Here is an 18,876-nt window from a genome sequence, read left to right on the forward strand (position 1 = left end):
TTTGACGTTCGTATCAATCAAGTTAGAGAAGTAGAAGTAGATATTTTTATGGAAGAAGTAGCTATAGCAAACTATGTAGTTGACGCAAATGGTCACTTATATCGTGTAACTGCATCTGACAAAAAAATGGTGGCGAATAAATGGGACGTACCAGAGAATTTTGAAATAGAAAACGCGAACGATTGAGATACTCGTTCGCGTTTTTCAAAATAAAATAGCGTTAAAACACACAATGAACAGACAGAAATGTGAAACTTTCTATATCATCAAAACGGTGTGCCGTACGCATCAGTAATCGAGATCACTCCATCTGGGGACACTCGATAGAAACCGACACTTCCTGATCCTCCTTGGGCACGAGTCTGCTTGCTAGAAGTCGTGAACAAATAATCTTGATCGATTTTTTGATAAAAGCTAGTAACGATATCGTCACTTTGTAATTCGGAACGATGAGCAATAAGAAATAGAAGTGCTTCATCAGAGTTTTCCAATGGAAGAGAAGGTTCAGTTCTTTCCTGCATTTCAGATGTTGAAGAAATGGGAGACGACTGAATGCTTGATTGGCTATATTGCGAATCTACATTACTAGTAGAAGTATTAGTAATGGAAGCAGTAGAAGTACTTTTAGTCGAACCGACTTCAGTTGTTGAATTGGTTAGTGAAGATTCATTGAGAGAATTCTTTGTAGCATTTCCACAGGCTGAAAAAAGTAGTGCAACCCCCAACAATCCTATGTAAAGCCCTTTATTCATGATGGTACCTCCTAAAATAGATTATCTTAATTCAGTATACCACTTCCCATGTGGAATCAGATGACTTCAAATGAAAAAACCTTCCCACTAATGGGAAGGTTCATGAAGATAATAGCTTTTTTAATAATTATAGCTTTCTAATATCTTTCATCAACTTTTCTAGTAATCATAGGGAAAAATTTCAAGCAGTAGATCGCACAAATACCTACGATGATATAAATGATTTTCGCAAAAATAGTTGTTGAACCACCAGCAATCATAGCTACTAAATCAAATTCGAACAAGCCTACCAACAGCCAGTTCAGCCCTCCCACAATCAATAAAGTTAATGCAATAGCATCTAAAGTTTTCATTAGAATTCTCCTTTCTTAAATGATAAAATAATTATATATCAAAAAGAGAAACATTGCTTATATAACGCTCATGGATTTTAGCAAATGATGCAAAAAAAGGAAAAACAAGTAAAGGTATCGCAGATAATGCCTTCAATCAAAAAAAGAAACAGACTTACAAAACGTCTGATTTTCAACATTGACAGTCAGAAATACTTGATGAGCTCCGATGAGGGATGAGGAATGACTTGCGGACTCACTTATCCATAAAATAAACGATAGCCTTCTCGAAAACTCGAGAAGGCTATCTGACGATTCAATATTCATTAATTTAAAGTTTTGGTGACTATTACTAACTATTACTTATTTCTCATTTAAACGATGTATTCCCTAACCTCTAATACATCCTTGTAACTCTGAAGTTACGCCAGTTTTGAATAAATTTCATAAAAACAAATGAAAAGTGTCGCATAAAAATATCTTTCGTGTATCTTTAGTATAACAGAATAAGAAGAAAAAGTCCAGAAGGGATGTTTTTAGCTCATTTTAAAATAACTTTTTAATCAGGTTTAAGTTTGCTATACTTGTTTTTGAGGTGATTTGGCAAGTGAAAAAAAGATTGGAATAGTAATGCTATTCACTGTTTTATTAACAGGATGTGTTTCATTAGCGAATAATTGGTTGGAACATGAAGGTACTTACTTAGTAGCTCATCGTGGCGCACACGTTATTGCGCCTGAGAATACGGTGGAGAGTATCCATCAAGCAAAAATATTAGGCTACCAAGCAGTCGAGATTGATGTTCGGACAAGTAGAGACGGCGTGAATTTTTTGATGCATGATGACACATTGGATCGAACAACAGATGGAACGGGGAAACCAGAGACATACACGATCAAACAACTAAAGAAGTTTAATTTAGATACGAAAAACTATTCAGAATACGTAAATAAAAAAGTTAAGATACCTACTTTTGAAGAAGCCGTAAAGGAAATCAAAAAAAATAACTTGATTGTCAACGTGGATGGTTCAAAAGGAAACTGGCAGGATGAACATTTTGTTAATGAGATCGTAAACACGCTAAAACAAAATAGTGTGTATGAACGTTCATTTTTTGTACTGACGGATAAAAAGATCCGAGACGAAGTCGTAAAGAATCATCCTGACTGCACAGTATCTTGGTTATATGACCAAAAAAATAAACTTGAAGATGAGATTGAACAAGTAAAAAGTTATAAAAAAGCGTTGCTCTCAGTATCTAATGATGCTGCTACAGAAGAAACAATCAATAAACTAAATAAATCTGGAATCGAGTATCAAGTGTATGGGGTGAATGACGTTAAACGATTTGAAGTGTTAAAAAAATCATCCGTTCCAATCGTAGAAACGGATGAAATCAATCCTAGTGATTTATAAACATAATATATTCATTTTATGTAATTACTCATCTTTATATCCATTTTTGAACCTAGGTCGTCAAGTTGACTTAGGTTTTTTATATAGCATGTTCATAAATAAAAAAACTTCTTTTTTATTTTATATTGATATGATTGTGATAAATTCAGTTACTTGTTTTGGTATGGAAAAAAATAACCCGCATGAGGTCGTGGCAGAAGTGTTCATCTTTAAGAAATAAGAAGTAATTTCCGAAACTTGCTTGCCATATCCCCAATTGGGTCAAACTTGTTTAGTTGAATATATTTTTTACATAAGGATCTTTAATAGTTACATTGTCTTTTTTCATCACTTTATGGATTGTTTTGTCCATGAATTCCGTATCAAGAGTTTTTGTTTCCGTGGCGATTTTTTCTAGCTCTGATTTGTATTTATCTTTATTAGAACCTTTATCCTGTTTTTTTACCATTTTTACTAGATAATAGCTTTGCTGATAAGTCGTTGGATCTGTTACAGGAATGATATCAGAAACTTCCCCGTTGTTTAATTGAAATGCTGCTTTTTTTACTTCAGTAGGAATCCCTGGATTGGTTGAATCAAAATTCATTTTTCCATCAGTTTCCTTTAATGTTTTATTTTTACCATAAGTTTGAACAAGCTTGGAGAAATTTTCCCCTTCGTTTGCTTCTTTTTTTGCTTTATCTGCTTCTTCTTTAGTCGAAAGTGGGATGATCTGTGTACTAACTTCTGGATGGAATTCTTTCCAAGCAGTGTCTAGATCTTTATCTGTTAATTTTACATTGGCTTTCAAACCGTACTGGAAAGCCAGCATCTGTTTCAAAAGTTTCTTATATGTCTCTTCTGTTTGGCCAACTGCTTTTAATTGTTCTTTGTAGTTTGGACCAAGTTTTTTGATTTGTTCATTATATTCTTTTGTAACTTCCTTTGAAGAAATCTCTTTTCCGTATACATCATCAAATGCTTTGAAGACGATCATTTTTCTTAATAGTGTTTGATTGTTTGATTTAACTTTTGGGTTATCATAAAAATCCTGAACTGTAAGTGTTCCACCTTTAAACGTTGCAATTGTTTCATTGGACATGCTACAACCTGAGAATAGTAAAATAGCAAATGCTGAAAGGCACATAATCAGTAGTTGTTTTTTCAAAAAATTTCCCATCCTTTCCTTATTAAAGACAGTCTAACAGAAGAACCAGGCAGACAGTCTTTCATTTTCGTAAGGTTGCTGTAGATATTCTTAGTTCGTAAAAATCTATTCTCTCTATGATGGAGAACATTTAGATAGTTTTCACGAGACAAGAAAGAAAAGGGTTGTTACACTTAATATAAAGGAGGGATGAAAGATGATCAGGATTATTCGGTTGATTGGATCTGTTTTAATAGTCTTAGTTGGTTTTGTTTTAGGTATTCTTGTCAATAATGCACTTGCGGATATGTTTATTGGAGACAGTGAATGGATTGGAGCAATTGCTGGTACGGTTGGACATTTAGTTGTTTTTTTACTAGCTTTATTTCTTGCTAGTAAGATAGAAGGGAAAAAAGTGGAAGATTATGGTATTTCTGGACGTGGAAAAGACTGGGGATATTTAGCGGGAGGTCTCGTTGTTGGAATTGGAGTGTTTCTGCTTATTACTAGTCCATTATATTTGATGGGGGCGTATCGGTTAGATTCAGGAAACGCAAACATTGTTCCGCTGATCACGAGTTTTATTTTATTTATTGCAGTGGGGGCATCCGAAGAGCTTTTATTCCGTGGCTTTTTTCAGCATCAGCTGCTTAGATTTGGTCCATTAATAGCAATGATTGGATCTGCTGCATTATTTGCTCTTTTGCACGGATTGAATCCTAACATGACATTTCTGGCAGTTTTCAATATCTTTTTAGCAGGTTGCTTTTTCAGTGCACTTATCTACAGTACAGAAAGTTTATTTACGGCCATCGGTGCTCACATTACTTGGAATTGGACTCAAGGAGCTATTTTGGGTATACCAGTCAGCGGAACGCAAGAACAAGGTTTTTTCTCCACTCTGGTCCAATCGCAAAACACAATAATTACTGGGGGGAACTTTGGGGCTGAAGCGTCTATATCGACTACATTATTCTTGTTAGTCTTGATTGTTGGTTTGTTACTCTATGCATATAAAACAAAGCGGATGAAGAAATACACTGCTGTTTATCAATAAAAGATGAAGAAAGCAAGGCTGATATCGGTCTTGCTTTTTTAAGTCTTTCATTGATTAAATTAAAAAGTAAACAAATTCAAACAAATACACGACATCTTTTGTTAGATTTTCACAACTGACTGTCGTGTTCTCATCATTTTCATCTTATATAATTCCTTTATCAAATAGAAGGTAATTATATGGAGAGTGATAGAAATGAAGAAAACAGCGACCGTATTATTTGTTATTCTTGGGCTAAGTATAATTGCAACAATGATTGGAATCAGTACTTCTGCAAATGAACGGGCAAATGAGAATCTTTCATTTACTGTGAAAACTGATCGGATCGTTTATGACATGACACAGCAAGTCATTACTATTCCGATCAAACCAAACAAAAGCGTGAATGCTAGTGATGTACATGCTGTTCTAACATATGGTTGGGATGGTAATGGAAGTTCAGAAAAGGTTATTGGGGAAGTTTATTTAAAGGACGTACAATGGACCGCTGGTATTGAGTATACAATAATGATTTCTGCAGAACTATCGATTGATGAGATCAAGAGTAAAGATAAAGTTGATTTGATTGTTTTTTATGATGGACAGATGACGATTACGGAGAATTTGAAACCAAGCAGTTGGACAGTTGTTGGACCGCCGAGCAGTACGGATAGCACAAGCAGTGAAAGCAGTACGGATAGCACAAGCAGTGAAAGTAGTACGGATAGCACAAGCAGTGAAAGTAGTACGGATAGCACAAGTAGTGAAAGCAGTACGGATAGTACGAGCAGTGAAAGCAGTACGAATAGCACGAGCAGTGAAAGCAGTACGGATAGTACGAGCAGCGAAAGCAGTACGGATAGTACGAGCAGCGAAAGCAGTACGGATAGTACGAGCAGTGAAAGCAGTACGGATAGTACAAGCAGTGAAAGCAGTACGGAGAGTACAAGCAGTGAAAGCAGTACGGAGAGTACAAGCAGTGAAAGCAGTACGGATAGCACAAGTAGTGAAAGCAGTACAGAGAGTACAAGCAGTGAAAGCAGTACGGATAGTACGAGCAGTGAAAGTAGCACAGAAAACACGAGTAATGAAAGCAGTACAGAGAGTACGAGCAGTGAAAGCAGCATAGAAAACACGAGTAGCGAAAGCAGCACAGGAAAAGTAAATAATGAACTTGATTTGGTACCTATCATACCAACTAAGGAACAAAAGAGAAATGCAGGGAGCAACCTAAAAAGTGTGCTAAAACAGCCTGATTTTGTTTCTCGTGGAATTGATCGTCAAGAAAAAGCGAAAGAAACAGATAAGAGAAAAAGCGGTTTACCAGAAACTGGTAGTAGAACCTTAAACAAGCTAATTACATGGATGGGTGTGCTACTCATTTTGATTGTAGGAGCAAGCTATTTTCGTTCTCTCTTCCATCGAGTGAAATAAAGAATAAAAGCAACAGATCTAAAATTGAATAAAGCGATAGATTTTTGAGTGAATATTTCATTCGAGAGTGCTGTATTGCCTGGCGAAGTTGTAGCTTTGCCAGGTTTATTTTTGTTTACTAACCTATTTGAGAAACAGGAAATAACAGGAACACAAATGGAAAATAAGAGCAAGAATAATTGACAATGCACACTACGCATGGTAGTATCTCTGAAAAATCAGTAACGAATCTATTTGTACGTCATTCATGTAGCTGTCGGAATAAGTCTAAATAATAGATAAAAAGGAGTATGTACTTTGTTTGAAGAATTTATTGATATCAATGAAAGGCAAGTATATCAATTTTTGAACTATTGTTATGAAAGAGACGAGAAATTATATGTGGTGAAGGATATCGCTTTAGATCTAAACTACACCCTGGCTAAGATGAATTCGGTGATTCAACAAGCAGAGTCATTTTGCGAAAGGTATCCAGAATATAAATTATCTTTTCTTTCAGAAAACAAGATGATAAAAGTCGAATTTTCTTCTCAGTTTTTACTGAGTAAAGTTTATTCTATACTGTTAGAGGGAACGATTGGTTATATTTTACTGGATTCACTTTACAAAGGTACTTATCAATCCTTAGAAAATCTTAGTCAAAAAAATTATATAAGTTTGCGTACGATTCAAAGAAAATTAAGAGAACTCAATACTATTTTGAAAAACTATCATTTATCTTGCAGCTTGAAAAAAGGGAATCCGATAGAAGGAGAAGAATACCGTATCCGATACTTTTTTCACTTGATGTATTGGCAGTCATTCGACGAAAATCATTCTGACATATTATCAAGTATAAAAAATAAACGTCAACTATTAGAAAAATTTGCAAAACATGCGCCATATACGCGTAGTATAGATAGAAAGAAATGGATCAGCCTCCTAAGAATTTCGTTGCAACGAATGAAACAAGGCCACCCGATTACGTATGTCCCAGAAGAGATGAACAAATTTGTGCATCCATTGATAACAAAAGAAGAGTTTACGCATTACATACTAGAGCCTTTTTTTGAAGCAAACTTCTGGTCGATGAATCACATCACTCCAACAGAGCAAGCTTACCTTTATTTTATGTTTGGTGTAATGAATACCTATTTGGAAGAAGATTTGTTGGATGCTCCAGATAAAGTACAAGAAAGTTGGGGTTGGATTGAATCGTCTATTGTAGAAAATTTTGAAAAAAAATTCAAGATTTCTTTTACAACTTCAGAAAAAAATTATCTATCTGTCAATTTGGCAATGATCCATTTGTATTCAAGGGTTTTTGGGACAAAAAAGAAGGTGGATGCTTTTGGAAAATCAGCAGAAGACAGAGATTTTCAGCATATATTTCCAGTGATGTATCCAATTATGCAACAGTTTTTTAGTGGGGTAGCTCGCAGAATTCCAGAGCTTAATACTTATTATGAAAAGAACAGACGGTTGATTTTTCAATACTGTATGTTAGTCAGGGATATTTTTATAAAACACGAACAACCTGTCATATTCTATATTCAATCAAAGTATGGTAAAACACAGGAATTATGGGCAAAGAAAAGGATATTATCTATGACTGAACGCCCAATAAAATATAGTGCATCCGCTGATCAGTTACCTGATATTGTCATTAGCGATTATCCTATCGATCAAACGGCATATGACCAGACGAATACACAGATATTTTACTGGAATGGACAACCTACAAAAAATGATTGGGCGCGTCTGAAAGCTGAGATCATAAAAATCAGGAATGAGAAAAATAGATCCATATTGGAAAAATTGGATTTCGTTAATTAAGAACAGCAGATTTCTTATACCAAGATCAAGACATCGCCAAAAGATTGTTTTCTTTAAAATCAACAAGATGACCAGAAAGCAAGAGTTCGTTGAGCTCTTGCTTTCTTTTAGTCTTAGGAAGGAACATCCTGATTTTATCTTCGCTAAATCCAGTCAAAAGTTTTGCAGGTTGGTCGTAGATAATCGGTTTTTTCAATAAAGAAGGGGATGTACGAATCTCAATATATAGTTCACTCAAACTAAGCTCATCTATTCTGTGAACAAGATTTTTATAACTAATAGAATGAGTAGAGAGCATTTCGGTCACGCCGTTGTTTGTCAATTTTAGTAAGTGGATAAATTCATTTTTGGTTAGTGGTTGACGAATTAAGTTCTGTTCGATAAACGGTATATCATGTGCGATAAGCCAACGTTTTGCGCGTCTAGAAGACGAGCAACCAGAACCTGTATATAATTTAATCATGATACATTCCTCCAATAGCTAAATATTTATGAAATAATAGCATGAAGAAATAGTCGAAAAGTGCCATTTATAGGTGTAAAATAAGAAAATGTTGTCACGTATAAAGGAACGAAATAGATAAGAAACGCTATCAAAGGAACCCCAATAAAAAAATCAGAAAATGGAATATATTTTTTTGATTTCTAACCATAAAATGGAAAATAGTAGTAAACGAAACATCATTAGAAGAAAGAACTAGAAAAAAGAAAGAAGGCATACGTATGTCAAACACAGCCGACGCATTCGTAGTGATCGATTGACAAAAAGGGGTATGTTTTGATTCTTCGCCGATACACGAATTAGAAACAGTGACAGCATTAGTGAATAAAAGAATCAAAATATACGAAACGATTGGGAAACCAGTTATTTTCGTTCAACACGAAGATGCTCAATTAGTGCCACAAACAAAACCATGGGAGCTATTGTCGGAATTATCTATTCCTGAACACAGTTATTTTGTGAGAAAAACCCATGCGAATTCATTTTATAAGACTAATTTGAGTATGTTATTAACTGAATTGGACTGTCATTCGATCGAGTTATGTGGGGCACAAACAGAGTATTGTATAGATACGACTGTGAAGTTTGCTCATGGATTAGGTTACCAGCTTATGATGTGCAGAGGAGCAGCGACGACTTATGATTATCCTTTTATGAAAGCAAAGGAAACAATCGCTTTTTACGAGAATATTTGGGATAAACGATTTCTGACATTTTTGGAGCAATAAGTTATTTCATCATTTAAAGAAAAGCAGAATGGATACTGGTTTATCCATTCTGCTTTGTTATGTAAATTGAGAAAATAATCCTGTTCTATTTTTATGGGATAAACCGTTTGTTTTTTGTATAAAAAATGTTTGCGTTTACATATAATTCTCCTAGAATCATAAAAAGGAGTGAATCGATTGAGAACAAAACAAGTGTTAAAGGGAGCGTTGGTCGTCTTATTTGCTGTAAGTACAAATGTCCCGCAATGGTCAGTATATGGAGAGAGTATCTTTTACGAATCGGGATCTAGGGAGGTCGAAACCACGGAAACAACTGATGCTAGAAACGAAACGAAATCGAGTACTTCACAAACAGAAACAAGTACTGAAACAACGGCTGAGACATCTGTTACTAGCTCAGATCAAGAAACGACCACTACCACAGATAACCAACAAACAGATGAAGCAACAGCTACAAAAACGCCAAACGACGAATCCTCTTCTACTAAAGTAAGTGACAAAGAGAATGGGACAGAAAACGATGATATCGGTAAAGGCGAAAATTTCAATGGTAAAAAATATTTGAATTACTTTGGTAAACAGATGACAGAAATACTTAATGGACCAGTAGAAGAAATTAACGCACGACTAATAGGTTTAGTATTAAGTGAGCTTTTTGGTAAGGATTATGGTGTAGATAAAGAGATTATCAAACATCTGATTGCTACTTATCTATTGTATGATATCGCTTTTTCTAAAAATAGTGTGTTGATGTCAATGCTTGGAGGTACAGATGATGGTACGACGCCTACAGAAAACACAGGCTTCTATCCAAACACAAAACAACTTCATCAAACTGTACTAAACAAACAAGACGGCAAAATGATGGATGTGTATGCTTACTATGTCGACCAGGGTTCAGATAAAACAGTCATGATCCATGGCGGATTTAGAGGGAATTGGAATAATGGGATCGTTACAGAAGAATACAATGATTTTTATAAGGCAGGGTATAATTTATTATTTGTTGATTCCAGAGCAACTGGTAACAGTGGAGGCGATTATGTAACTTATGGACAATATGAATCAGATGATGTCCTTTACTGGATCAATCAAGAAGTGCGAGAACGTCCATCCCAAAAGATCCTGCTGTATGGTGGTTCTATGGGAGCAGCTACGATGATGTCTGTATTAGCAAAAGATATCCCAGTCAATGTCAAAGGAATTATTGAAAATTGCGGATTTGCATCAATCGATGAACAACTACGTTTTACGTATAGCCAGACAGTAGTCCCCGCATTACCGGCTGCCATAAAAAATCAGTTAGACATCATTGGGGATCAAGAGCATGAAGATTTGTTTATGGGGCTTTTGAAACAATATTATTTTGATCAGGAGATGCATTTGGATCCAACAGCCGCTCTACCTACGATTGGGATGTCTGGTTCATTGCCTAAATTGATCATCCATGGAACGGCAGATGATGTAGTACCTGTGTCTAACGCGCAAAAATTATATGAGTTAGCAGGAGGATATAAAGACCTTTTATTGGTAGAAGGAGCAGGGCATGGGAAGGCGCAGGAAGTTGACCATGCTGCCTACACGAAACATGTAACGGACTTTTTGAAAGTAGTGTTCCATGATCAGATAAACGTGAAATATGTGGATGAAAACAATAAAAGTCTACTCAAAGACCAGGACGAAATCCAGCTTTACGGAGCTTATGGAGAGAATTATGTGACAGAGCAAAAGACATTCGAAGGATACGAATTAGCAAATGTTGAAGGACCGACTGAAGGTGTTTTTAACGAGACGATACCAACTATTATTTACCATTACAAAAAAATCCCAGTAGCTCCACCAAAAAAACAAGATCCGACAGAGAATGCAGACAATAAGGGAAAGAATGAACCTCGAGATGATCAATCAAATGATGATACGCAACCGATTCAGATGACAGTGAAAGTACAAAAAAAGACAGATACAAAAAAAAGAATGTTGCCGAAAACTGGAGAAAAGAAACATTCGCTTCTCATTTATTCAGGTGGATTTTTGTCTGCTAGCACGATTATCACATGGATTTGGCGAAGAAAGAGAGGGTAAATGAATGAAATGGTTCAAGCGAATAGTGATTGCAGTGCCAGTTATCATCGTAGTTATTTTAGTCACTGTATTTTTGATTAATCAAATCACACCAAAGCCGATTAGTTTGCTTGTTAGAAAACAATTTGACACAAGTGAAAAAGAACAAGTATATGCCAGACCAGACGATTTCCAGCAAAAAATCAAACAAATCGATAGAAATAAAGAAATATCTTATCCATCAAAGTACAAAAACAATCATATGGATATCTACACACCGAAAACGGAGAAGAAAAAGTTGCCAATCCTTTTCTGGATGCATGGAGGCGCATATGTAGGAGGGGATAAAAACGATTGTCGTGATTATTTGGAATATCTATGTTCAGACACGCAGCAGATCGTCGTAAATATCGATTATGAACGATCGCCTGAAGCAAAGCATCCTACACCAGTTATCCAATTGAATGAAGCCATTCAAGCAGCCAAAAAAGAGATAAAAGAGCAAGCGGATTGGTCGAATATTTCGATTGGTGGCGATTCAGCAGGTGCACAAATTAGCGGAGAGTATTTGTTAGCACTTCAAAACGAAGAAATCAAAAAAGCCGACCAACTTGATCCAACTTTGGAGAACAAGCAGATCACAAAATTTGTTTCTTTGTCTGGACTACTAGACCCTTCTGCATTTACCCAAGTAAGTGATAAGATTTCTAGCTTTCTTTATGCAAAATGTGGATGGGCTTATTTTGATAATAAGAACTTTGAACGTTTAGAAGAGGTCAAACATTTAGCATTAGCTAGACATACAGACCATTGGACGCAAAAAATATTCTTGACGGACGGAAACACAAATACGTTTACGAAACAAATGGAACAAACAGCTTCTATATTTGAAAAAGCAGGAGTGGAAGTCACAAAAGTAGACTATACGGAGAAAAATGTTGTCTTGAACCATGAATATCAGTTTGATTTTAGTAATAAACAAGCGCAAGAAACATACCAAAAATTAGTAGCATTTTTCAAGGAATAAACGCTCATGATGTAAAAGAGGATATGAAGAAGCTGCTTAGTTCCGAGTCAGAAGGAACTAAGCAGCTTCTCATGTTTGATGAATAGGGGGACTTGTGACTGAAGAGCTTGTAGGTACCGTATATCAGTTCTCGCGAAAGAGACGTCCAGCCTATTGTCAAAAGGTTGTTATGGAAAATATTTATTCGGAATAAGGAAAGGTGATACGATTTTTTTCACGGTCTCTTTTACGTAAATTTTATAAGTCAGATTTGTTGTTTCGATCGTTTGAAAAAGGCAACAAATCCGAAGCCAGCGGAGGCAAGAAGGGATAAAAGACCGAGCGGTAAGCAAAAGAATGCTGGTTCTACTAATATTCCGTTGTTATTGATATAAGGCTGGGAGCAAAGATGAATAGCAAATAAAATCAATGCACTAGCGAAAAAAAGCAAAGAAATATGAATAGCTTTCATACGCAGCACCTCCTTTTTTTATAATTATAGGATAGATAGATTAAGAATTCATAAATGTGTCAAGTTTGTTAGAACGTGAACAAAAAATACCATCCATCTATCATAAGTAAGTTTGGAACAAAGATATCTCATGATAAATGAAAAAGGATTCATCCATCATATAGATAGAAAGTTCATTAGTATATGTCTAGACCAATAATGGAAAATATGAGAAAATAATAGAAAAGGTTTAGGATACCCCCCAAAAGAATTTCCCCCAAAATTCGATGTATCCTAAACTTTTTTATTTTACATAACAATCATAACAACTGTGAAATAAAATTACAAACGATAACCTAATATGTATTCGAAAGCCAGTTTTGTCAAGGGAATGCTTGATTCATCAAAGATTTATTTTTATTTTTTAGAAAATAAGAAACAAAACTAATAAAAAAAAGAAAAAATAAATTTTTCCCTGCTGTATACTATCCTTGTTATCGCATCTAATAAGTCACTCGAATAATACCAATACAACCTTCTCCAAAGATGTGATAACATACGTTCTAACCCACCGACTATTGATGTTCTGTACCACCCTTACAGAACCCGAAAAGCCACTACCAAATATTTGGTAATGGCTTTTTAGGTTTTAATGGATTTTTTACTTTTTCTGTTATAGTAGGATTCTTCCTTTTCTTAGAAAAGATTTAGTTGATTGAGTTAGTCGAATACAATCGTCAATTAGATGGAGGGTTGTCAGATGAGAAGAAGTTATTGAAAACACAAAACGCACCTACTGTTATCATCCAGTAGATGCGTTTAAAGAGAAGAACGAGAATCGTCCATATGAGGGTTTCCACTCCTTATGCAGATTTTTTTAATTCTTGCACTGCTTGTTCGATCGTAACACCTGTTGCTACATGATTGCTATTTTCTTTGTCAAAAACGACAAAGAGATTCAAATCTGTATCCAAGGTTACTCGATATTGTATATCTTTGTTATAGAATGTCATAGCCATTCTCCTTTCTTTAAATACTTGCTGAAAGGCAACGAACGCGTTGATAACGAAATTCCATTTATAAGTATATCACCAATTGAAAGGTTTTCATAGTTAAGAAAGTTTAAAGTCAAAATTTAGCAATCATGTTGTAAAATAAAGTGGGGAGGGAACACAATGACAACTATATTTATAAATGCAAGTCCAAACAAAGAAGGTATGACTAGTAAGTGGGGAGCGAAAGTTCTAGAAGGAATAGATTATGAGAGGATCGATCTTGTAGATTTTCATATTGCTCAATTAGGTCAAGTCAAAGCTAATGATGATTTTGATGCCGTTATGGATAGATTGGCGAAGGCGAACTACGTAGTTATTGGTACACCGATTTATTGGTGGGATATTAGTGGACTGCTTAAAACGTTTATTGACCGTTGGACAGAATTATTCCAAACCGGACTTGATTCAGAAAACGCGCCATTGCACCAGTTACCAGTACTATGGATCGTTCAAGGAGCAGCGCCAGAAGAAGCCATACCAGGCATAGAGAGAATGCTAGAAAATATTAGTGAACGATTCATGATGGATTCACAAGGAATACTATATCAAAAGAGACAAATCTCTGAAGCAAACAGACAACTTAAACAAATGCTAGTAGATAAAAACAAATAAATGGAGAACAATAGGCGGCTCAAACGCGGTTATCCAACTTTTTCATCGATTCGAAGACAATAAATTTTATATTTCATTGCATTATTCTTGTGTTATTAGAAAAAGCATGATATATTAAATAAGTAATCTATTTTGAAACGTAATTTGAGCGATATATCTACATAGATAAAACTCCTTTTGCCTATCAAATATTTATTGCAACGAAAAAACGTACATTGATACGTATCAGGAGGAATTTATTTATGAATAACGGTACAGTAAAATGGTTCAACGCAGACAAAGGTTTTGGCTTCATCACTGGTGAAGATGGAAATGATGTATTTGCACATTTCTCAGCTATCCAAGGCGATGGCTTCAAAACTTTAGAAGAAGGCCAAGCAGTGTCTTACGATGTTGAAGATGGTCAACGTGGCCCTCAAGCAACAAACATTGTTAAAGCTTAATAAAAATTGACTTTTAACCGTCTTTTCGAAAGAAAAGACGGTTTTTTTGTACGAAGAAATTCATCGATCGTTGAATAGGCGGAAGGATGTTTTTCTTGGTGCTTTTTTGTTTCGTCCTTTGATTTTTTCATTTCATAGCTATGTTTGTTTGTCAATAGGTATTTTGGAGAAGTATTTTACATAAAGTTGTGTATCGATTATTAAAAAAATAAAAAAACAGATCAACTATTATTTTTTCATAATTATTTAAAGAGAATTAAAACGAAAAAGCCTAATGGCAGTAAGGTTTTAAAGAGTTTTTTTGTTTTTTAAATAACTAAATTTATTTTAGTTATTTAAATTATACCTTTTATTTTAAGCGTGTTGAACTTATTTTTTTATTTAAAAATAACTATGTTATGTATTACGAAAGTTATAAGAGTTTTTAAATAAAATTTAAGAACATTTAGAAATTATTAAGCTTTATCTGAAAATAAAAAAACGAAATGTTATTATTTTAGTCTGTTTTCATGGGGGGGATAATCTTATGATAAAAAAACTATTTTTACTATCAACATTAACACTAGCAATGGCAGGTTGTTCTACAACCGATTCGGCAACTGAATCAACAACAGAAACAACTGAAGACACGACAGAAGAGGTAAAAGTTGAGACAATCACAGAAGCCGAAGTCGACGAAGCACGGGAACGCTGGGCAGAAGCAATCATAAGTATCGGTGCAGCAAGCGAGGAAGGTATGGAGGAAGCAACAGAAAAAGCAGAAGAAGTCATCGAGACATTGTATGCATACGACGAAGGTGCTGTGCTTTTTAAACCAACTAAAGCTGCAGAGTTACCATTCAGGGCAACAAAAGAAGAAGCACTTTCTTATTTCGTTGGCGGTGATATCAGTGAAGATTCTGGTTTTGCGTTAGAGCCTTGGACAGACATCCGCTTCGACAATCATGAAACGATCATCGATACGGATTCAGCAATCGCATCAGGAGAATATTACTTTACTTCTGGGGAAACAGGTGATGAAACAAAAGTAGAATATACTTTCGGATTCATACGTGATGACGAAGGTAACCTGAGAATCAACTTGCACCATTCGAGCTTACCCTACGTTGGTTAAGCCTTTTTCGATGAGGGAAGAGTAGAAGAGTTTTTCATGTTATATCAGAGCGTGGGACAAAAGTAAAGAAAAACTTTTGTCTCACGCTCTAAACATGTGTAAACGGCGGAAGCAGAAGCAACTCCTTCGGAAATAAGCTGAAATTCCCAAAAATTTGAAAAGCAATTTTCGTGAATTTCCTCTTATCTCTTGGAGTTAAACGCTTCTGTCCCAGTCTCTTTTTTAGATAAGATAAATTCCTTTTTGCTCCAAATTTGCTAAACACTCTGCTAGATACACTTCATCATGTTCCGGATAAATCGGCACGGTACGTTCTACAGCAGGCAAATCAAAAAATGCTTCGCATGATTTGCCGCGGTACATAGGATCTGTCCATTCTGGTGCTGGGCTGTAGCCACGCTTTTCCATTTCGTCCATGACAAGTTGATGATATTGAAATAATTTATAAGGAGAATAGTGGAAGACATAATCTACAGTAGCGTGTTTCTTTCCCCAACCATTTCCTCTCAACGCACAGCATTCTCGATGTTGTCCTAAAAGCTGCTGACGAGGAAGTTTTGAAATCAATTTTTCATGCCATAAACGCATAGATATATCTCCTTTTTGTACATAGTTTGTTCACTTTAAACATTAAATGAAAAAACCAGCACAATGGCTGGAAAAAATCATTTCAGTTTGCTTGCTGTTTCTGAGCGACCAATCAGGTAGTCAACGGAAATATCGTAAAAGTCGGCGATGTAGATCAATTCAATGATACTTGGAATTTCTTCACCTTGTTCGTATTTGCGATATTTGAATAAAGGGATACTTAACGCGCTAGAAACAGCTACTTGAGATAAAGATCGGCCAGTTCTTAAAAAATTCAGACGACAACGTAAAGTATCCAGTAAAATAGCTTCTTCGATACTCATTTAATCACCTTTCATCATAATAGAATAGTTTTGTAACGGCCATAGAAAGCTACACAAGCAATCAACAGCACTCAATGTTTTTTATTTAAACGTATCAAATAAAGAATGACGATCAATAGAGACAAAACCAGCCCTGATAATTCTTTTACAAAAACACTATCAGGTTCAAAGTAGTTGTAATTAAAAACCTTCCACATAAAATAAATAACCGGAAGAGTCAAAACAGCTAAATAAAGCCGTTCTTTGTTCCAATGCATAAGATAAAAAATAATTGCGATCAGGACGACCGAAGGCAACCAAAACAAAACTCTAACCAACGTAATCATGTAACGGACTCCTCAACGATTCTTCTAATAAAAGATAACATGTTATTGCATACATCACAAATGAAATGCTAGGAAAATCAAAGAAGAATAGACCGATGAAAAAGCGGAACAGCTCTCTGCTCATACGCGAGAACTATTCCGCTAAATACAAGTTATCTATCTAGAAAAAATCAATGGATTGATATTTAAGTAATTCAATACATATAAAAAGAGGACAATCGCGTTCACTAAAAAGGAAAGAATGATGATTCCGTAACGAATAGAAACATATTTAACAAATACTTCTGTCTGGACACGTGCATATTTTTTTCCTTTATAGCTGATTATCATGATGAGAAGCAAAAGGGTGATCACACCTTGGAAAATCATTCCAACAAACAGGACTTCTGAACTTTGATGATTGTATTGGAGAAAGTAAGCTGCTGCCGCAACTAAATCGAATAAAATCGCAATAAATGGCAAAATAATCACTCCTAGCATTGAGAATACTTAAAAGAATAACATTTCTTCTGAAATAAGCAAGTAAAAAACAGTCAAGTTTCAAGTCAAGTAAATAAGAATAAATATATCATATTATTTATATTTTGAAGCTTGTGAGCGTCTATAATTCGTGCTATAGTTAAAAAGTAACTAAAATATATCTCATGATGATGTACCTTTAGCTCAGTTGGTTAGAGCAGACGGCTCATAACCGTCCGGTCGTAGGTTCGAGTCCTACAAGGTACATAAGTGGTTGTGAAAAAGCTGCCCTGCATCAAGTAATAAGAACAGCCAAGTAAAAACAGCTTCTTATGTTTTTTACTTGGTTGGGCTTATTACCGCAGATGCAAGCTTTTGAACACCGTTTAAGGAAGAGGTTGTGAAATCAGCGTTTTGACCTGAGTATTAGCTTAACAAACGGAAAAATAGTTCCTCATATTTTGCCGTTTGTTAAGCTAATACCGAGAGTCAGCTGATTGAACACCATTTAAGAAAGAGGTCGTGAGCTTGCCGTTTAACTCTGAGTCACAAGGAGCAATTTCAAAAAACAGCTTCTCATGTTTGATGATATTGTGACTTGTGACCGAGGAGTTGGTAGGAGAACACCGTTTACCAAGGCGTCATGGAAAAGCCGATCTACTTTTATAGAAAAAGCACGTAAGACTGAAAACAGTTCTTCGTGCTTTTTCTTTTTTAGTTTGCTTGCTAAATGATAATAGAACTTATATAAAGAATAGACTGTAGCATATGTGTGACTGTCTATTTTTTAGGTTCGATGATCGAAACATTGAAATCTTTCAGAAGTTCCAAAGCAGATTCTCCATGTTTTCTGCTGGAAACTAACGTTGGATCAACAAAAAAATCAGCTTCAGGGAACGCACTCTGCAAGCCTATCAAATTAGAGAGCACACATAAGTTTGTTTCGATCCCAACCACTTCGATCTCTTTTTGTTCTTCTTTGCTTTCAAACAAAGTCTTTTTGATTTCAGCTAAAGTCTCAGGGGGAATCGTAAAGTAATACTTTTTGATCACTCGTTCATTTTCTTGGGGAGAAAGAAGAGGGATCAATTGCAAATCTTCCCGTTCCTCTTCTTTGTCCTTCAGTTCGACTGGAATATCCCGTGTGAATAGAATATATTCCTTGTTTTTGCGTGCTTTAGCTAATCGTTTAGCAATGCGTTCCGCCAATTGGTCTGATTCTGGAATATAAAATTCGCTGTTTGGATCAAGAATATGATTTTGCATATCGATAATAACTAACATTTTCTTTCCTCCT

Annotated in this window: 20 protein-coding genes, 1 tRNA gene and 3 pseudogenes; 13 read left to right on the top strand and 11 right to left on the bottom strand. The window is 35.3% G+C overall.

Annotated features, from left to right (window positions below; translation table 11 throughout):
* Nucleotides 1-186, top strand: a pseudogene (locus AB3I00_RS07660) (hypothetical protein); the annotation flags it as partial.
* 80 nt (nucleotides 187-266) lie between these two features.
* Here the strand turns inward: AB3I00_RS07660 and AB3I00_RS07665 are convergent.
* Together AB3I00_RS07665 and AB3I00_RS07670 are read right to left on the bottom strand one after the other, a co-directional pair.
* Nucleotides 267-752: a hypothetical protein gene (locus AB3I00_RS07665; protein ID WP_368025013.1), complete on the bottom strand. Its 486-nt coding sequence runs from the start codon at nucleotides 750-752 to the stop codon at nucleotides 267-269.
* Between the two features lie 137 nt (nucleotides 753-889).
* Nucleotides 890-1,105, bottom strand: a complete 216-nt coding sequence (locus tag AB3I00_RS07670) for a DUF378 domain-containing protein (RefSeq protein ID WP_002293281.1) — start codon at nucleotides 1,103-1,105, stop codon at nucleotides 890-892.
* Nucleotides 1,106-1,714: 609 nt separating this feature from the next.
* Here AB3I00_RS07670 and AB3I00_RS07675 point away from each other — a divergent pair.
* Entirely contained in the window at nucleotides 1,715-2,500 is a 786-nt protein-coding gene (locus AB3I00_RS07675; RefSeq protein WP_025478118.1) for a glycerophosphodiester phosphodiesterase family protein, read from the top strand.
* A 271-nt stretch (nucleotides 2,501-2,771) separates the two neighbouring features.
* Here the strand turns inward: AB3I00_RS07675 and AB3I00_RS07680 are convergent, their stop codons facing one another.
* A complete protein-coding gene (locus AB3I00_RS07680; protein ID WP_104764442.1) occupies nucleotides 2,772-3,659 on the bottom strand; it encodes a peptidyl-prolyl cis-trans isomerase in 888 nt (295 codons plus the stop codon).
* A gap of 184 nt (nucleotides 3,660-3,843) precedes the next feature.
* On the opposite strand from AB3I00_RS07680, the gene AB3I00_RS07685 reads away from it, so the two are divergent.
* The 4 genes and pseudogenes from AB3I00_RS07685 to AB3I00_RS07700 all read left to right on the top strand — a co-directional run bounded on the left by AB3I00_RS07685 (nucleotide 3,844) and on the right by AB3I00_RS07700 (nucleotide 7,911).
* Nucleotides 3,844-4,683, top strand: coding sequence for a CPBP family intramembrane glutamic endopeptidase (locus AB3I00_RS07685; protein ID WP_098041658.1), 840 nt, complete (start codon nucleotides 3,844-3,846; stop codon nucleotides 4,681-4,683).
* Between the two features lie 195 nt (nucleotides 4,684-4,878).
* Nucleotides 4,879-6,096 carry a cell wall anchor protein gene (locus AB3I00_RS07690; RefSeq protein ID WP_368025014.1) on the top strand — a complete coding sequence of 406 codons (1,218 nt, stop codon included), beginning with the start codon at nucleotides 4,879-4,881 and terminating at the stop codon, nucleotides 6,094-6,096.
* A gap of 507 nt (nucleotides 6,097-6,603) precedes the next feature.
* Nucleotides 6,604-6,828: pseudogene (locus tag AB3I00_RS07695) on the top strand (helix-turn-helix domain-containing protein); the annotation flags it as partial.
* Between the two features lie 54 nt (nucleotides 6,829-6,882).
* Nucleotides 6,883-7,911: a hypothetical protein gene (locus AB3I00_RS07700; RefSeq protein ID WP_070770239.1), complete on the top strand. Its 1,029-nt coding sequence runs from the start codon at nucleotides 6,883-6,885 to the stop codon at nucleotides 7,909-7,911.
* Between the two features lie 25 nt (nucleotides 7,912-7,936).
* Here the strand turns inward: AB3I00_RS07700 and AB3I00_RS07705 are convergent, their stop codons facing one another.
* Nucleotides 7,937-8,377 carry a Spx/MgsR family RNA polymerase-binding regulatory protein gene (locus AB3I00_RS07705; RefSeq protein WP_024635269.1) on the bottom strand — a complete coding sequence of 147 codons (441 nt, stop codon included), beginning with the start codon at nucleotides 8,375-8,377 and terminating at the stop codon, nucleotides 7,937-7,939.
* A gap of 257 nt (nucleotides 8,378-8,634) precedes the next feature.
* On the opposite strand from AB3I00_RS07705, the pseudogene AB3I00_RS07710 reads away from it, so the two are divergent.
* The 3 genes and pseudogenes from AB3I00_RS07710 (at nucleotide 8,635) to AB3I00_RS07720 (ending at nucleotide 12,229) form a co-directional block, all read left to right on the top strand.
* Nucleotides 8,635-9,141: pseudogene (locus tag AB3I00_RS07710) on the top strand (cysteine hydrolase family protein).
* Nucleotides 9,142-9,309: 168 nt separating this feature from the next.
* Complete coding sequence (locus tag AB3I00_RS07715) at nucleotides 9,310-11,223, top strand: alpha/beta fold hydrolase (RefSeq protein ID WP_368025015.1); 1,914 nt, start codon at nucleotides 9,310-9,312, stop codon at nucleotides 11,221-11,223.
* A gap of 4 nt (nucleotides 11,224-11,227) precedes the next feature.
* Entirely contained in the window at nucleotides 11,228-12,229 is a 1,002-nt protein-coding gene (locus AB3I00_RS07720; RefSeq protein WP_086285974.1) for an alpha/beta hydrolase, read from the top strand.
* A 244-nt stretch (nucleotides 12,230-12,473) separates the two neighbouring features.
* Here the strand turns inward: AB3I00_RS07720 and AB3I00_RS07725 are convergent, their stop codons facing one another.
* Entirely contained in the window at nucleotides 12,474-12,680 is a 207-nt protein-coding gene (locus tag AB3I00_RS07725) for a DUF3955 domain-containing protein (protein WP_024635266.1), read from the bottom strand.
* A gap of 842 nt (nucleotides 12,681-13,522) precedes the next feature.
* Nucleotides 13,523-13,672, bottom strand: a complete 150-nt coding sequence (locus AB3I00_RS07730; RefSeq protein ID WP_002293298.1) for a hypothetical protein — start codon at nucleotides 13,670-13,672, stop codon at nucleotides 13,523-13,525.
* A 162-nt stretch (nucleotides 13,673-13,834) separates the two neighbouring features.
* Between AB3I00_RS07730 and AB3I00_RS07735 the strand changes: the two genes are divergently transcribed.
* From AB3I00_RS07735 to AB3I00_RS07745, 3 genes are all read left to right on the top strand, one after another.
* Entirely contained in the window at nucleotides 13,835-14,326 is a 492-nt protein-coding gene (locus AB3I00_RS07735; RefSeq protein ID WP_368025016.1) for a flavodoxin family protein, read from the top strand.
* 242 nt (nucleotides 14,327-14,568) lie between these two features.
* Nucleotides 14,569-14,769: a cold-shock protein gene (locus tag AB3I00_RS07740; RefSeq protein ID WP_002293303.1), complete on the top strand. Its 201-nt coding sequence runs from the start codon at nucleotides 14,569-14,571 to the stop codon at nucleotides 14,767-14,769.
* 526 nt (nucleotides 14,770-15,295) lie between these two features.
* Nucleotides 15,296-15,883, top strand: coding sequence for a hypothetical protein (locus AB3I00_RS07745; RefSeq protein WP_086310853.1), 588 nt, complete (start codon nucleotides 15,296-15,298; stop codon nucleotides 15,881-15,883).
* A 222-nt stretch (nucleotides 15,884-16,105) separates the two neighbouring features.
* Here AB3I00_RS07745 and AB3I00_RS07750 read toward each other — a convergent pair whose 3' ends face one another.
* From AB3I00_RS07750 to AB3I00_RS07765, 4 genes are all read right to left on the bottom strand, one after another.
* Nucleotides 16,106-16,471, bottom strand: a complete 366-nt coding sequence (locus AB3I00_RS07750) for a TIGR02328 family protein (protein ID WP_024636153.1) — start codon at nucleotides 16,469-16,471, stop codon at nucleotides 16,106-16,108.
* A 77-nt stretch (nucleotides 16,472-16,548) separates the two neighbouring features.
* Nucleotides 16,549-16,794, bottom strand: coding sequence for a helix-turn-helix domain-containing protein (locus AB3I00_RS07755; protein ID WP_002306609.1), 246 nt, complete (start codon nucleotides 16,792-16,794; stop codon nucleotides 16,549-16,551).
* 71 nt (nucleotides 16,795-16,865) lie between these two features.
* On the bottom strand, nucleotides 16,866-17,120 hold the full coding sequence (locus AB3I00_RS07760) for a hypothetical protein (protein WP_002340677.1): 255 nt from the start codon (nucleotides 17,118-17,120) through the stop codon (nucleotides 16,866-16,868).
* A gap of 156 nt (nucleotides 17,121-17,276) precedes the next feature.
* Nucleotides 17,277-17,600, bottom strand: a complete 324-nt coding sequence (locus AB3I00_RS07765; protein ID WP_033627383.1) for a hypothetical protein — start codon at nucleotides 17,598-17,600, stop codon at nucleotides 17,277-17,279.
* Between the two features lie 172 nt (nucleotides 17,601-17,772).
* Between AB3I00_RS07765 and AB3I00_RS07770 the strand changes: the two genes are divergently transcribed.
* Nucleotides 17,773-17,846 (top strand) — tRNA-Ile (locus AB3I00_RS07770).
* Nucleotides 17,847-18,359: 513 nt separating this feature from the next.
* On the opposite strand, the gene AB3I00_RS07775 is transcribed toward AB3I00_RS07770, so the two are convergent.
* Complete coding sequence (locus AB3I00_RS07775) at nucleotides 18,360-18,863, bottom strand: isochorismatase family cysteine hydrolase (protein ID WP_104764437.1); 504 nt, start codon at nucleotides 18,861-18,863, stop codon at nucleotides 18,360-18,362.
* Between the last annotated feature and the right edge of the window lie 13 nt (nucleotides 18,864-18,876).

The organism is Enterococcus sp. C76 (assembly GCF_040886985.1).
Classification (GTDB): Bacteria; Bacillota; Bacilli; order Lactobacillales; family Enterococcaceae; genus Enterococcus_B; species Enterococcus_B lactis.